Here is a 14,706-nt window from a genome sequence, read left to right as displayed (position 1 = left end):
TGCCCCTGGGTGGGAAGAAAGAAGCGGCGCGAGGCCGCTGGATGTTGGATCAGTATTCGCTGGGCAACAGCAGTGTGGTGACGCTGCGATCCCATTCGGTGATGATCCAGAGCTTCAGGTCGCGCGTGACCTGGTAGGACGAGAACAGACGATCCTCACCGGATTGCAGCGCGGCGTCGTTCTGCCGTCGATCGCTGTCGTCCAGGTCGCCCCAATCGCCATGAAGATGGCGGCGCAGGTACGGCGAGGGGTTGAGCCGGCCCTGTCGGACCAGCTCGTCGACGCCGGCGGTCATGACCACCTGCCCTGGCGAAAAGCGTGCTTGTGACCCGAGGTTGAGGACTGCGAGTGCCATGGTGGTTTCTCCTTCTGGAAGAAGGGGCCACGGCACCCCATCGGGGCAACGTGACCCCGGTGGGTGGATGAAAGCGACGGCGAACCGTCAGGGAACAGCGATCAGCGGATGGTCAGCACTTCGCCCCACGTAGGCGAGCCCAGCGTCAAGTCCCATGCACGAATGACCGGCACGAACTTGTCGGTGAGGATGCGTGTCTCGGCCACGGAGCCGTCGTCGCGTTCGGTGTATTCCGTCTGGAGCATCTTCTCCTTGTGGGTGTCACCTTTGACGACGAGCACGCGCCCGCTCTTGGACGTCACTACGCCGGAAATCGCGCCTGCGGCCAAGGCCAGGGCGAGATGCCAGTGCGACAAGGCCCGCGCGGGCGGACGCAGCGACTGCTGCGCGGCCCCCAGGTGCGTATCGAGCGCCGGCCAGAGTCCTTGCAGCCGGCCGACTTCATCGGCGAACTGCTCGGGCTCCATCGTCACGCGATAGAAGTGCTCCGGCTCGGCCGGGCTGGCAGGGACGGTGTACGGCAGGAACGGCCATTCGGGCGGCAGCTCCTCGGCTTCGGCGTCACCCTGTCCGATCTGCAGCAGCAGACCGCGCAAGGACTTGGCCGACTCCGACGCCTGGTCGCGTTGACGAATCCTGCGACCGAAGATCACCACCTGCTTGAACTGCGTTTCCACCGCACGGTAGATGCGCAGGTCGGCGAAGTGGCGCGTCAGCCATCCGACCAGCTCGGCGTCGAGCACGTAGGACGGCACGATGAAGATCAGCACGCCGCCGTACTGCAGCAGCGGCAGCGCGCGCTGATAGAAGAGCTTTTCCAGCCGCGCACGGCCCTGGCCCTGATAGCCGATGTTGCCGTTCACGTCCTTGCTCAGGTCGCCATACGGCGGGTTCAGCCACAGCAGCCCGAAGGACTGGCGCGAGATCAGCGTGTCCATCAGATCACCTTGGATGCAGCGATCGACAAGTTGCCGTGCGTGGCGGGCACGCTCGGCGTCGTACTCGACGGCGAAGGCCTGGACCTGCTCGCGCCCGAGGGCGTGGGCGGCTTCGGCAATCGCCACGCCTTCGCCGGCGCAGGGATCGAGGAGGGACATGGAGCCGGGAGACGGCACCAGTGCGGACAAGGCCCGCTCCAGCGTCGGCTCGTCGGTGGGGAAGTAGCCGTTACGGATGAAATTGCGCGCCAGGCGCGGAAACATGAGTGCCATGGATTTCTCCTGGTGATGGATGAGGGAAGGCGGGCACGCGCGGCGCGCATGCCCGTGGGGATGGCTCACGCCACACGCCGAAGCGGTGCGTTCGCGGCCAGTTCGTACTGCGTGGCGCCAAGGGTGCCGTTGCGGATCAGCTCGCCCAACGCCTTCGTCAGCGCCGGGACATCGAGGGCCAGCCGATGGCCTTCCAGCGGCCCGAGGGCCAAGGGAAGACCGGTCAGCATCCGCCGTGTCTGCAACAGCTCCAGCACGGTGTCGCGCCAGTGGTCGAGCAGTGGCAGCGGGCAGGTGTCCTGCACCAGCGTCCACAGCCGGTCGAGCCGGTGAGCGGAATCCCTGGGCAGAAGCGCCAGCGCGCTGGCGTTGGCCTTGTCTGGCTTCACGCAGCGACGATCGAACAGCCACACGTTCGTCAGCGAACCGAACAGCGTTCGCCGATAGGCGCGGGTGATGCGCTTTTCCAGGTTCTCGACGTTGCCGACGAAGACCGAGATGGATGCGCCCTGCTCGGTGATGACGTGGAACTGATCCAGTCCCTGTTCGTCCCGGCCGAGGGTCAGGCGGGCGAGGAACTCCTGAACGGCGGTGTCGCGCGCCCAGATCGAGAGAAAGACGAGATTGCCCTGCTCGTCACCGACGCAACCGTCAGCCATGAGGTCGGGGCATTCGTCGATGCGGTACAGCGGTTTCGCGGAAGAAGGTGCAGGCATGGTGATGTCCTCTTGGAAAAGAAGGAGCAACCACAGCCCGCGGGGCCGTGCTCGCCCCGGTTGGGTGAAGGAAGATGCGTGCCGCTAGACAGCGCGCCCCGCGTGGAAGCGGTGAACCCGCTCGCGCCACTCGGAGCTTTGCACCGGCGCCATGTCGAGATAGCGCAGCGGGCACGAGTAGTAGTACGGATGCACGGACTCATCGAGGGACTTGTAGCCCCAATCGCCGCCCGAGCTTTCCAGAAGATGGCAGCCGATGTAGCAGACGGACTCACCGGCCGCGAGGCCCATGACGCCCGCCTGCCTGGCGGTGACGCGAACCACGGTCCACAGAACGTCGCCGTCCAGTGTGTGGTCGATGACTTCGCAGCAAGCGCGTTCGGACGCCTGCGGAGCGAGCAGCTCGCGGATCAACTGATCGCGCGTCTGACGAACGAAGGTCCAGCCCATGAGGGTCTCCTTGAAGCAAAGGCCGGAGCCCTCCCCGTCGGGGGAGAACCCCGGCGGGTGGCGGAATGCCGCGTAAGGCGGCGGATGGATCAGGCAGCTTTGAGGTGCCAGTCCTGGGACAACGGAGCGAACTCGTAGCCGAGCTTGTCGAGACGGTCGCGCTGCTGACGCAGCACACGACGATCCACGGTCGCATCGAGCTTCACGGTCTCGCCCAGGGGCCACAAGGCACCAAACAGCACCGCGTCGTCTGCCTCGGCCGAGGCCGCAGCGGACACGGGAGCCGATTCGCTGCCGAACGGCGTGGTATCGACCAGGGGATCACGCGGACTGCGCGACTTCGCCTTCGGCTTGGCCGGGGGCGTTGCCGGCGCGGGCGTCTGCGCTTCCTCGTCGATCGGATCGACTTCCTGCGGACTCAGCCGGCGGGCCTCGTCGCGGCTCAGGGCGTCGATGTTGGACAGTGTCATCCCGCCCAGATGGGCGCGGATCTCGATGACCATGCGGCCGTTGGCGTTGTACGTGGAGGGGCGAATCTCGACGATGACGAAATCACCGTCGTACTTGCCCTCGCGGTACTGATCGAGTTCGGCGTTCTTCACGACGAACTCGCCGATCGAGGTCGCCAGGCGGCCGACGTTGAAGTCGCCGTTCCTGCCGTGGATGGTCTTGATGGCCAGTTGGCCGGGGATGGTGATCATGAAGGTCTCCTGCTGACGAAGAGAAGACAAGGCCCCGGGGATGGGGCCTTGCGGATCAGAACGACTCGGCAACGGCCAATGCGGGGGCATCGGCAGCGTCGTCGGCAGCATCGGCGTCGGGCTTGGAAGGCTCCGGTGCCGAGGCTTGCTGCGCGGCGGGCGCGTCGGACGTCACAGGGACTTCCGGGTCGCGCTCGTCGGTCTCGGTCGGCTTGGGTTCGGCCTTGTAGACGAGCTTGCCGTCGACCTTGATCCAACTGACGAACAGCAGGCGGGCCTTGAGGCTCACCCCCTGCTCGCCGGCACGCTTGCCCTTGGAGTAGGTGAAGGTGTCGGCCCACAGGTCGCCCAGGCGGAAGCCGATCATCACCTTCTTCTCGGCGTCGACCGCCTGAATGCAGCGGCGCACCAGGTGCTGCGCTTCCGAACCCGATACGCGCGTGTCGAAACGCACATACGAGACGTCATCGCTGGGACCGTTCAGAGCCGCGATGTCGCAGGCCAGGAACGCATCGCCTTTCTTGGGCTTCACTTCGCGGATGCGATTGAGATACCCGAGGCCGGTGATGTGCAGATCGAAGTAGGACTTTTCGGTGGAAGTGGTCATGGTGAATCTCCTGAGAACAATGAGGCGGAGACACACCCGACCCAAGGCGGGGAAGGTGTGGAACCCCCGCGTGGGTTGATGGAACAGCTTGGTGGCATCGCCATCGAGAACCGATGGCCGTTCGCGCATGGATGCCGGTGCGAACTGGGGTGATCAACGCGGTCGGAACCGCGTCGCAGCCTTGAAGATCGTGGCTGCCTGGGCATGTCGCTGACGGACGTCAGCGGAACATGGGCGGAAGCGTGGCGCCGGGGCGGCGCGCATGCGAGCGGTAATTGGCACTCGCGGCTGTCCGCATTGCCGGGAAGAAAGAGGCCCCCGGAGCGGGGGCCAGGGATGGGCGGTCAGTTACCGCTGGGCGCGGAAGGAACCGCCTGCAGCGACAGGTGTGTCGCGGTGGCGGACACGTCGAGATCGTCCTCGCTGTGCAGGATGCACGCAAACACGCCCTCCTTCGGATCGAAGAACTCGCCAAAGTCATCGCCGCCGAACTCGGCGCGCGCCAGCTCCCACCAGTCATCGAACGCATCGACATCCGGGTTGCAGCCAGCGGCATAGGCGATGGTCTTCTGGCGACCATCGGGTCGGCGCTCGCCGCGCTCGGCCAGGAAGTACACGCCCTGATCCTTGACCAGGATGACGCGGCATTGATTCGCCACCGCTTCGGCGAGCACGGGCCGCAGCTCCGTGCCTTTGAATCGAACAGTCATGGGTGTGATCTCCAGGGATGCAGGAAGAGAGGCTTCCCGCCGCGAAGGCGGGAAGCTGCTGGGAGATCAGTGCCGGACAGCCTTGCGACCCGACAACAGGCACTGCACTCGGATGCGGCGCCAGCTCCCGTCGTCGATCAGCCGTTCCAGCGTCTCGCCGAGGGTGTCGAAGAACACCTCATCGACCCGTTCAATCAGCTCGCCGTCGCGGCGCAGCTCCACCGCGTAGAGGTCGAGGCCACGCTCATACAGCACGGTGACGCAACCCTGGAACTTCGTCGTGGCGACGGTGAAGCCGATGGCCGGCGGCGTGCGGATGATGTCGGCGGGCAGCGGATCGACCCAGGTGATGTCCCGCGCACCGGCATCCACCAGCATGTGGGTGATGCGCCGGAAGCCGTCGGGAGCGGGCAACTGCTCCAGTTGGTCGATCAGTTCCTGCAGCTCGGGGCAGCGCGGCTCGGGGATCGGCAGCTTCGCCGGTGCGGAACCGAGCACGAACCGCTTCACCGTGTAGGGCTGGCCGTCGGCGGTGAACTCGGTCTGCTCCTCGGGCGTGTCCGCCCGCTGACCGTCGAAGCGGCGTCTGACATAGGGTTCGACCTGCACCTTGGCGCCCTCGTCGGGCACCTCGGTCACGAGCGTTCGATCGAGCACCGCGAACTCGGCCCGTCCCGTCTTGACGACGATGGCCTCGTCGGTGGTGGCGATGACCTTGCCCTCGAAAGGCTTCGGGTCGATGTGAAAGCCCAGCGTCGAAACCTTGGGCTGGCCGTCGAAGATGTTGAATTTGAACGAACGGACGTTGGAAGGCACATGACCGACAACGAGCGTCGGCATCTGTGCGCGGATGGCTTGGGTATCCATGGGGAGACTCCTTGTGGCAACCAAGGGACTCCCGCCCGCAAGGGAGGTCGATCCCTTGAGGGTGAGGTGGATGGACGCGGGTGCGCCCGGAGAACGAAGCAACCAGCACGGCGAACCGCGCCGCAGTCTTGAAGGTCTCGACTGCCTGGGCATGCTGCCGGCAACGCCAGCGAACATGCGGCCAGCGTGCGGCACATGGCGGCGGCCGTCCGTTGGGAATCGGCAATGCGCCGGCACCGCGTTCCGCGCAAAAGAAGAGCCCCTACGTGGGGGCTCGAATGGGTTGCGGGTTACTCGTCGTCGTAGAGCGTCAGCCCGTCCAGCACGGGCGCGTCGGCATCGAACACCAACATGCGAACGTCGGCGAGCGCAGCCAGGTGCAACACTTCCACGAGGGGCTCCGGCATGCCCTTGGCCCGGTGCTCCTGCCGCAGTTCTTCGGCGGTGATGCCCTCGACCTGCTGCACGTTCGCATCCGTCCAGGGCGTGGCGATCAGCTTCACGCCGACCGCCGGGCTGTAGGGAATGCGGAAGGCGATGAACAGAAAACCGCTCGGCGTGGCGATGTCGGCCAGGTTGGCCAGATAGCGGCCGGCCTCCTCGGTGATGTGCGCCGAGCTGATTTCCCAGGCACGGCTGTAGAAGCCGGTCTCGAAGCGCAGGCGCCGCACCACCTCGCGTGCGGCTTCCTCGGAGTAGGTATCGCCGACGTGCAGCGGCTGGCCGGCTTCTTCGGCCATGACGGCGTAGACGAGGTTTCGGGCGATGCCGTGGCTGCGGCATTGCGCGTCCAGCTCGGGCGGCACGTTCTGGCCTTCCGTGATCAGCGCGAAGTCGTCGCAGAAGACGCAGGCATGGCGCTCGACCTGGCTGTCCGGCAGGTGCGACTGCGAGACGTGCAGCGGCAGATAGCTCAGCGGGCAGTCGTCGTCGTAGGAAATCGCCAGCAGCCGTTGCACGGACAGGCCATCGTAGCCGCGGACGAAGGGGTTGTTGGAATGGGACATGGGATTCCTCCAGCAGAGGATGGCCGAGGCAATCCCCTGCCGGGGATTGAACCCCAGCGGGTGGATGAAGTGGCAGCCGGTCAGCCGGCCGCGGCGTCGGACCGCCCTGGTGGCGGGCGGTGCGGGTCAGTGGAAGATGCTGATTCGGGACATGGCCGCTCCTGCGAAAAGAAGGAGGGACATGGCCCCGAACGGGGACGCATGTCCCTCGTGGGGTGGGATGAAAGGACGGTGGGTTGCCAGGCGCGGCTCACCAGCCGTTGTAGTGCAGCGTGAGGTCAGCGATGACCTGGCGCCGTTCCAGATCGAGGCCGCCGAAGTCGGACAGCCCCTCGAAGCCGCAACGCTTGAGCATCGCGCCACCCTCGCGGGCGTTGTAGAAGCTCACCATCGCGGACAGGAACATGCGTTGACCGCTGCTCAGCACGCCCAGGGCGTCGTTGAGCATCAGCATGTTGGGCCGCAGATCCCACTTGGTGGTGGCACGCTGCAGACCTTCGCGTGTGCCGTCGCCGAACCACTCGTGGCCGGCGATCTGCGCGCCGCGCTTCCAGGCCTCGAAGAAGGCCTGCGGTGCAGCGTCGAAGTGCGCCTGTTCCAGCGCCATCTGATCGAGCACGTCTTCGGGCAAAGACAGATTCATGAGAGGACTCCTTGAAGGGTGGGGAATCAGGGCTGAGCGCGCTGCGTCCAGGCATGGGTATCCAGGGCGCGCTGTGCTGCGAGGTGGGTGGGGAAATACTCGACGGACTCCCGCGATACCGGGCCTTCGTCGTCTTGCGTGCCGATGTATTGGCCGGCCGCGCTGCGCAGCACCTGTAGCGGCAGACGCTTGCCGGTCCAGGCCAGCGCCAGCGCACCACTGCGCACTGCGGTTGCAGAGGAAGATGCGGAAGGTTCAGACATGCCGTGCTCCTTGGTGGGTCGGGGAGCACGCATCCCACAGGGGATGGGGTTCCCCTCGGGTGGTTGAGAAAAGTGCATCGTCGCCAGACCGGCGAGCGTCCGCGGTGGGCGATGCGAAGCGGACTGGATCGGTCAACGCGGCGAACCGCGTTGCAGTCTTGAAGACCGAGACTGCCAGGGCATGCCGCTGACGACTGTCAGCAACGCATCGGTGAGGATGGGCGCGAAGCATGGCTGCCGTCGCAGGGAAAACCGAATCGCGGACGGCCCGCTTTAGGGCAGGCCCGCGTCACGGGACAAGGCAAGGACCAGGGCGCCGAAGGCCACGCGGGCCTTCGGCTGGAGAGGAAGGAAAACCACCTGTGGGCTGCGTCAGCGCAGGCCGTCGTCAAAGCCGTTCGCTGCGTCAGCAATCGCACCCGGCCCGTTTCGTGGCTGGGGCCGGAAACCTCTGGCGTGCATCCACACACAAAGGGAGCCCGTTGTTCCGCCGGCGGGCACCGGCACGGAATACCCTCGGCCCAAGTGGCCTCCTCACGGCTCGCGCGGCGGCAAGGCGTCAGGAAGCCCCTCGTGGCCGAGGCAAGGCACACCGATCAAGGGAATGGCGGCGGGCGCGATTCGTGGAGCAATGACCTTCTCGCCCCGTCGCCCGATGCCGGGCAGACGGGGCGCGCACACCGTTGCAGAAGGAGACGCGCGCTTTGGAGTCCCGCGCGGTGCGGGACGTTTGCCTCGCCGCCAGTGAAGTGGCCGGCGCGGCAGGGGAAAAGCGAGGATCAGGACGCCTTGGAGGCAGCGCGCCGCTTGCGCGGTGCGCTGCGCCGGCCCGTCGGGGACTCGATCGGCAGCGTGCCCTTGCAGTCCGGGTAGCGCGAGCAGGACCAGAACGCGCCGCTCTTGCCCGTGCGCTGCTGCATCGGTGTGCCGCACTGCGGGCAGGCCGGCGCCGGCGGCAGCTTGAGCGAGAGCGTTGCGCCGCGGTACTGCTGCACGAGCTGGCCGACCCACACGGACTGCTTCTCGATGAAGGTGTCCAGCGCCATCTGGCCGGCCTCGATCATGTCGAGTGCCTGCTCCCACACCGCCGTGGTGCCGGGGTCGGCGATGGCCGAGGGCACCGCGTCGATGAGCGTGAATGCCGCGTCGGAAGCGCGGACGGCGCGGCCTTTCTTGACCAGGTAGCCGCGACCGATCAGACCGTTGATGATGTTGGCGCGTGTCGCCTCGGTGCCGATGCCGGTGGTATCTCGCAGCTTCTGTTTCAGCCGCGGGTCGGTCACGAACTTGGCGACGGTCTTCATGGCCTTGATCAGCTCGCCCTGCGTGTAGGGTTTGGGCGGCAGCGTCTTCAGCGCCTTGAGATCCACCTTTCCGACCGGGCAGGACAGGCCCGCATGCAGGGCGGGCAGCACCTGGCTGCGCTGCGCATCCTCGCCATCGGCATCGTCCGGCCCCGGCGTCGCCAGCACCTCGCGCCAGCCGGTGACGGCGATCTGCTTGCCCACGGCCGCCAGCGACTGACCGCCGCACGAGAACTGCGCCATCGTGCGGTCGAACTCATGGTGTGGGAGGAACTGCGCGAGGTAATGGGCGCGGATCAGCCGGTAGACGGCCAGCTCCTTCTCGCTCATGGCCGACAGGTTGGCGGGTTCCAGCGTCGGGATGATGCCGTGGTGAGCCGACACCTTGCCGTCGTTCCATGCACGCGAGCGCAGTTGGCGATCCAGGCGCTCGATCAGCGGCCGCAGGTTGGGGTCGGTCTTGACCAGGCTGTCGAGTACGGTCGGCACCTCAGCCAGCATGCTCTCGGGCAGGTAGCCCGAATCCGAGCGCGGATACGTTGTCGCCTTGTGCGTCTCGTACAGCGCCTGGGCAATGTCCAGCGTCTCCTGCACGTCGAGGCCCAACTGCTTGGAGCACACCTCCTGCAGCGTGCCCAGGTCGAACGGCAGCGGCGGCCCTTCGCGAACGCGCTCGGTTTCTACCGACAGCACCTGGGCGGAGCCGGCCGTGCGCAGGCGCTCGGCGGCCTGCTGCGCCACCGGCTGTTGCAGGCAGCGGCCCGCATCGTCGGTGCTGCCTTGCGGCGGCGTCCAGCTTGCGACGAAGGGCTGGCCTGCATGCGATAGCGCAACCTCGATGGCCCAGAACGGTACGCAGACGAAGCGCGCGATCTCGCGATCGCGGTCCACGACCAACTTCAGCGTCGGCGTCTGCACGCGCCCCACCGACAGCACGCCGCTATAGCCGGCCTGGCGCCCCAGCAGTGTGAACAAGCGGCTCAGGTTCATCCCGATCAGCCAGTCGGCGCGCGATCGGGCGAGTGCGGAGAAATACAGCGGCAGCGTCTCGGCGGACGGCTTGAGCGCACCCAGCGCCTTGCGGATCGACGCATCGTTGAGCGCCGACAGCCACAGGCGCTGAATCGGCCCGCGGTAGCCGCATAGGTCGATGATCTCGCGGGCGATCATCTCGCCCTCGCGGTCGGCGTCGGTCGCAATCACCAGCTCGCCCGCCTTGGCGACGAGCTGCTGCACGACTTTGAATTGCGCTGCGGTCGCCGCCTTGGGCTCGACACGCCAACGCTCAGGAAGAATGGGCAGTTGCTCGATGGCCCAGCGCTTGTATTGCTCGCCGTAGCCTTCGGGCGGAACCGCCTCCACCAGATGACCGATGCACCAGGTCACAACGACACCCGCGCCGCTGTAGCAGCCGTTGCCGCGTTGACCGGCACCCAGCACACGGGCGATGTCCTTGCCCTGGGACGGCTTCTCGCACAGGAACACGCGCATGAAGCCTCCTTGGAAATGTGCGGTTCATCGGATGGGCGTCAGCTTGGCGGGGCCAGGAGATGCCGGCAGCAAGGAAGTCGATTGATGCAGACACCGCTTTGTGATTGGCAGGCGGTTCGTTGCCGCAGCGGTGTGCATAGATCGTAGGAGCTGGCACAGCAAGAGCGTCGTTTCGGGAGGGCGGCTGGAACTCCGTGGACGACCTTGGAGCTATCCCCTGGGGATAGCTCGCTGGTGCATCGCGGGCGTATGACGGTTGCTACAGCCGCCCTCGGGGGAACGGCGATGGGCGAATTACTGTCCGCCGGCCGGCTTGGCGCTGAGCGCCACCGACTCGATGCGGTACGGCAGGATGCCCACGCGCCGCGCCTCGACCTTGAACGTCACGCGCTCGTTCTCGTCGGCGTCCTCCCATTCGTCGCGCACGGTGCGGCCCTCGACCAGCACCCGCATACCTTTCTGGTACAGCGTCTTCCAGTGCTCGGCGTCGCGGTGCCACAGCTCCACGGGCGCCCAGAAGCCGCCGCGATCTTCGTACTCGCCGTCCTTCTTCGGGATCGGGTTGTCGAAGTAGACGTTCAGGCGAAGCAGCCGGCGCGGCTCGTCGTTGCCGTTCGGAAATTCGCGGTAGTCCGGCGCAGAACCGATGTTGCCCTCGCCGACGAAGTGCGTGCTCATGGTGACTCCTTGGTGGTGGGTGGAACGGACGCGGTATGCCCGTGGACGCGCCGCAGGTAAGCCGCTTCGGCCTGCGCGGCCTTGTTGGCGCATTCCAGGGCTTGGCGAGCGATGCTGTGGGTCAGACTGATCTGCATGTTCAGCACGATGCGCTGCAGTTCGATCGCGTACAGCTCGTCGATCAGCGAGGCCGGCGTCGCGGGGTTGGCCAGCAGGGCCTCCCACAACGCCACGCCCATGGAGGAACGGTCGAGGTTGCGCCAGCGCAGGAAGGTCGTCCCTGCGCCAGTGGCCTGCTGGGCCAGTTGCACGTCGAGCAGACTGAATGGATAGGCGCGCGCCTGGGGCAGCACGCGCCGCTGCGCCAGGCCAATCACGTCGTCGCGCAGCGCTGCGCACTGGCTGGCCCAGGTCTCCAGACTCCCCTTACCCTTAAAAGGCTGTAAAAGGCCTTTTAGGTAGCCTGCGTGTTCCAGCCGCTGGAAGTCCGCCTGTTCCAGCGCCACGAAGCGCGTGGAGTGGCTGATAGGGGGCGATGCTGTCATGCGCCAACACCCTCATCGCCCGCCGCACCATCGGCTGCGCCACCCGTGGAAGCCTGCGCATCGGGCACGATGGCAGGCGCAGCAGGCGGCGTGCCGGGCTTGTTCGTCCGCCGCGCGATGGGTGGCGCGAAGCGCGAGCGGCGCGTGCCTTCCAGCACGTCCTGCGGCAACTCGCCGAACTTCTCCAGCGCCGCTCGCGCCGCCGCGTTCTTCGCCGCGAAGTCGTCGCGCGTCGTGCCCGAGTAGCGGTACTGCTGGGCCAGCGAGAACAGGCTGCGCAGCGCGTGCGCACCATCATTGAGCCAGCGCTCCAAGGTGCTGCGGTCGATCAGCGCCGTGTGGTGCGCCAGGATGAGTTTGCGTGCCAGGTCGTCGTAGTCGGCCAGCAGATACACCGCCATGAAGCCGAGCTGGGCGTTCACGAACAGCGGCAGCTTCACCGGCTGCACGTTCATGTTCTCGCCCAGCGACAGCGCCGATGGCACGTCGGCCAAGGCCTGATCCACCTGGTCGCGCAGGGTCTGCAGACGGGTCTTGGTGTCGGCGAGCTTGTCCTCGATCCGCAACATCCACCAGTCCGAGTACGGGTCGTCCTGCTCGGCGCCGCGCTTCATCTTGTTCATGGCGCCGATGAAGCCGTTGAGACCGATGATGCCTGGGCGCCCCTCGGTCGGCGCGCGGCCGTGCCAGATGCGCGAAGCGTGGTGCGTGTGCAGCGTCAGCGACATCGCGCTGCGCAGCGATCCGAGATTCAGTTGCAGGGGTTCTGTGCGTTCGTTGGCCATGGGAGCGACTCGCGGTGAATTGGCGAGTCGCCAGCATCGGCATCGGCCGGAAGGCTGTCAGTCAACAAACCGCAGCCCATGCGCGCCCGGTTTGTTCCGCGCGGAAGGCTGTGTGTGCCGGCTATCCCCTGGGGATAGCTCGGCGGATGTGTTCGCGGCTCGCGCGGAGGTGAGACCGCGTTGCGGGGCTATGCTTCGCGAGGTCTGTACCAGGCGGCCCGTTGCCCCTCCACCTCACGGTAGCGAAGCTCGAACAGGCGGCACTCATGCACCACCTGCCGCCAACTGCTGCAGCCGTACTTGGCTGGAAGCTGCTCGGGATGCCGGTCCGCGATCCAGCGGCCAGCGGCGGCGATGGGTGTCCAGCCCTCGACGGCCAACTGCGCGGCGGCCTCGCGCAGCGCGCGGACGATGCCGGCGGCCGGCCAGTCCACCGTGCCGTCCGGCGCGATGCCATTGACCACCAGGTCGTGGAACACATCCGACTGGACGAACTCCGCTGCCAGGCGCCGCGCCTGATCCATGTGCTCGGCCCAGCCGCGCAGCTGCTCGAAGTGTTGATCGATGCGCGTGTAGGCGGAACCGAGTTCGTCCTGTGCAACGCGGCACCCGTCCACGGTCCATAGATCGTGCTGATCGATGAAGTGGTGCACCAGAGTGTTGCGCAGCGATACCAGGTCTTTGAGGTCGGCCTGGGTGTTGGCGTAGTCCTGCGCAGACAGGCTCAGTTGCACGCGCGTGCGAAAGGAAATCACGTCGCCGGGAAGATCGTCGTCGCGTTCCTCGCCGCCATTTCCATCGGTGACGACATACGAACCAAACAGTTGTCCGACCAACGTGCCCAGGGTCTTGGTCGCGGCATCTTCAATCCGCGCTGCGCGAATGGCCTCCAGCGAATGCGCCGGGCCTGAAATCTCGTGGTGGGCCACGATGGCTTTCATGAGGCGCTCGTATTGTTGAAGGCGCAACAGGCATCTGCCCAGCAAGCGCTGAACGTCTTGCTGTAGTGGTTGCAGTGCGTTTGTGGCGGGGGAAGTCGTCATGTCCATCGTCGGCCGGGCTCGTGCGTGGCTGTCCTCGTCTGATTCACAGGCGACAGTTTCGCCTGTCATTCGGCGGGCGACAATCGAGCGCGGCGGAAAGATGTCTGTTCCAGCTATCCCCTGGGGATAGTCAACATCAGCGATCACGCAAGGCTTCTCGGAGCTGAGCCAGGTAGGCTCGTGCGACCTCGGGGTCAGCCGCACGGGATGCCGGCGGTGACGAGGGCGCAGGTGACGGGGGCGCTGGCGGTGCCGATGCACTTTCTCCGGCCCAGGCCTTGAACTCCCCGCGGATCGCCTTCTGGATGATGCCAAACAGGTAGCCGGCCGGGTTGCGTACCGCGCTGTTGTGGCAGCGTGCCGCCCACTCGTCGAGAACGGCCTGCCTCTGCGCCTCGTCCACCTGCTGCAGCGCCACCAGCGCGCCGGCCTGCTGCTCGTCCTTCAAGCGCAGGAAACGCTCGGGTAGCCGCAGGTTCTGCAAGGCCCTCGCGCGCGGTACTGTACGTACTTCATTTATACGATCATTACGTACTGTACGGTCCTCCTTCGGAATCCGAAGAGAGCCGTCCGGCGCGGGTTTCGGTCCTGCTTCGGATTCCGAAGACGGGCGCGCAGCATTCCGAAGAAGGGCTTCCTGGCCTTCTTCGGATTCGTGGTCCGCACCCTCCTGTGGATAACCTGGCGTCGTCCAGCCATGCAGCGCCATGCGCTGCGCCAGCACCTGCAAGCGGGTCGGCAATGTGCGGCCGCTGAGCAGCGGGTCTTCGGCAATCTCCTTGAGCGTGTTCATGCCCACGATCTGTACCGCCTTGGCGGCATGGGTCAGCGCCTGGCTGACCAGGCCGAGGTAGTCGGCATCGAGCTGCATCGCCTCGAAGGGCGACAGCGGTTCGTCGTGCAGCACGTAGAGGTTGCCTTGGATGCGGCCGGTCTTCGGGTCGCGCCGCCGCCGCGCCAGGCTGAGCCAGCGCGTCAGCCGCAGCAGCGTCAAGGCGCGCGCCACGGTCTCGTGCGAGGCTTGCGCCGCACAGGGCATGGACGCCAGATAGGGGCGGAGCTGGTCGTAGGTGGGAAAGGCGGTCACGCCGTCGTCGTTGAGCTGCAGGCGGAACACCTGCCAGGCGTTGCGCTCCAGCGGCGTCAGGCGCCGGTCGAGGAACAGCCTGCGCGGCACGCTCTCATGGCGGTTGCCGCTGTAGAGGAAACCGTCGGCGGCCGGCGCCGTGCCCTGCGCCGGTTCCTTCGGCTCAAGGTGCCGCAGCGCCTCGTCGAACAACGCCGACAGCGCAACCGGGCCATCGCGCCGTGATGCGCTGCCCGTGGTCAT

The 14,706-nt window shown here is 66.4% G+C and carries 17 protein-coding genes; all 17 read right to left on the bottom strand.

Annotated elements, in window-relative coordinates; genetic code table 11:
• Window positions 1–49: 49 nt before the first annotated feature.
• The 17 genes from QZ634_RS09510 to QZ634_RS09430 all read right to left on the bottom strand — a co-directional run bounded on the left by QZ634_RS09510 (window position 50) and on the right by QZ634_RS09430 (window position 14,706).
• Complete coding sequence (locus QZ634_RS09510) at window positions 50–355, bottom strand: hypothetical protein (protein WP_013721855.1); 306 nt, start codon at window positions 353–355, stop codon at window positions 50–52.
• Between the two features lie 101 nt (window positions 356–456).
• Window positions 457–1,566 carry a DUF6094 domain-containing protein gene (locus QZ634_RS09505; protein WP_023657726.1) on the bottom strand — a complete coding sequence of 370 codons (1,110 nt, stop codon included), beginning with the start codon at window positions 1,564–1,566 and terminating at the stop codon, window positions 457–459.
• A gap of 65 nt (window positions 1,567–1,631) precedes the next feature.
• A complete protein-coding gene (locus QZ634_RS09500) occupies window positions 1,632–2,282 on the bottom strand; it encodes a hypothetical protein (protein ID WP_034031706.1) in 651 nt (216 codons plus the stop codon).
• Between the two features lie 84 nt (window positions 2,283–2,366).
• A complete protein-coding gene (locus tag QZ634_RS09495; protein WP_013982123.1) occupies window positions 2,367–2,732 on the bottom strand; it encodes a hypothetical protein in 366 nt (121 codons plus the stop codon).
• Window positions 2,733–2,821: 89 nt separating this feature from the next.
• Complete coding sequence (locus QZ634_RS09490; RefSeq protein ID WP_023124351.1) at window positions 2,822–3,433, bottom strand: DUF3275 family protein; 612 nt, start codon at window positions 3,431–3,433, stop codon at window positions 2,822–2,824.
• Window positions 3,434–3,488: 55 nt separating this feature from the next.
• Entirely contained in the window at window positions 3,489–4,040 is a 552-nt protein-coding gene (locus tag QZ634_RS09485; RefSeq protein WP_023124352.1) for an STY4534 family ICE replication protein, read from the bottom strand.
• A gap of 344 nt (window positions 4,041–4,384) precedes the next feature.
• Complete coding sequence (locus QZ634_RS09480) at window positions 4,385–4,750, bottom strand: DUF3085 domain-containing protein (protein WP_023124353.1); 366 nt, start codon at window positions 4,748–4,750, stop codon at window positions 4,385–4,387.
• 66 nt (window positions 4,751–4,816) lie between these two features.
• The gene (locus QZ634_RS09475; protein WP_023124354.1) at window positions 4,817–5,617 is read right to left on the bottom strand and encodes a hypothetical protein; all 801 of its coding nucleotides are present in this window, start codon (window positions 5,615–5,617) and stop codon (window positions 4,817–4,819) included.
• A 290-nt stretch (window positions 5,618–5,907) separates the two neighbouring features.
• Window positions 5,908–6,624 (bottom strand): hypothetical protein, encoded by a 717-nt coding sequence (locus tag QZ634_RS09470; RefSeq protein WP_023124355.1) that lies wholly within the window; start codon window positions 6,622–6,624, stop codon window positions 5,908–5,910.
• Between the two features lie 250 nt (window positions 6,625–6,874).
• Entirely contained in the window at window positions 6,875–7,267 is a 393-nt protein-coding gene (locus QZ634_RS09465) for a hypothetical protein (RefSeq protein WP_011829941.1), read from the bottom strand.
• Between the two features lie 26 nt (window positions 7,268–7,293).
• On the bottom strand, window positions 7,294–7,530 hold the full coding sequence (locus QZ634_RS09460) for a hypothetical protein (protein WP_011829940.1): 237 nt from the start codon (window positions 7,528–7,530) through the stop codon (window positions 7,294–7,296).
• Between the two features lie 779 nt (window positions 7,531–8,309).
• Window positions 8,310–10,325: a DNA topoisomerase III gene (locus tag QZ634_RS09455; RefSeq protein ID WP_291987503.1), complete on the bottom strand. Its 2,016-nt coding sequence runs from the start codon at window positions 10,323–10,325 to the stop codon at window positions 8,310–8,312.
• 294 nt (window positions 10,326–10,619) lie between these two features.
• A complete protein-coding gene (locus QZ634_RS09450; RefSeq protein WP_004362284.1) occupies window positions 10,620–11,003 on the bottom strand; it encodes a single-stranded DNA-binding protein in 384 nt (127 codons plus the stop codon).
• A complete protein-coding gene (locus QZ634_RS09445; protein ID WP_004362273.1) occupies window positions 11,000–11,548 on the bottom strand; it encodes a DUF3158 family protein in 549 nt (182 codons plus the stop codon). The genes QZ634_RS09450 and QZ634_RS09445 overlap by 4 nt, the downstream gene beginning before the upstream one ends.
• Window positions 11,545–12,333, bottom strand: coding sequence for a PFL_4669 family integrating conjugative element protein (locus tag QZ634_RS09440; RefSeq protein WP_023101517.1), 789 nt, complete (start codon window positions 12,331–12,333; stop codon window positions 11,545–11,547). The genes QZ634_RS09445 and QZ634_RS09440 overlap by 4 nt, the downstream gene beginning before the upstream one ends.
• Before the next feature lie 188 nt (window positions 12,334–12,521).
• Window positions 12,522–13,274 (bottom strand): OST-HTH/LOTUS domain-containing protein, encoded by a 753-nt coding sequence (locus tag QZ634_RS09435; protein WP_023101518.1) that lies wholly within the window; start codon window positions 13,272–13,274, stop codon window positions 12,522–12,524.
• Window positions 13,275–13,512: 238 nt separating this feature from the next.
• Window positions 13,513–14,706: an STY4528 family pathogenicity island replication protein gene (locus QZ634_RS09430; protein ID WP_004255084.1), complete on the bottom strand. Its 1,194-nt coding sequence runs from the start codon at window positions 14,704–14,706 to the stop codon at window positions 13,513–13,515.

Source organism: Candidatus Accumulibacter sp. ACC007 (genome assembly GCF_907163205.1).
Classification (GTDB): Bacteria; Pseudomonadota; Gammaproteobacteria; order Burkholderiales; family Rhodocyclaceae; genus Accumulibacter; species Accumulibacter regalis.
The sequence above is the reverse complement of the archived record's forward strand: the minus strand, read 5'-3'. Positions and strand labels throughout refer to the sequence as shown.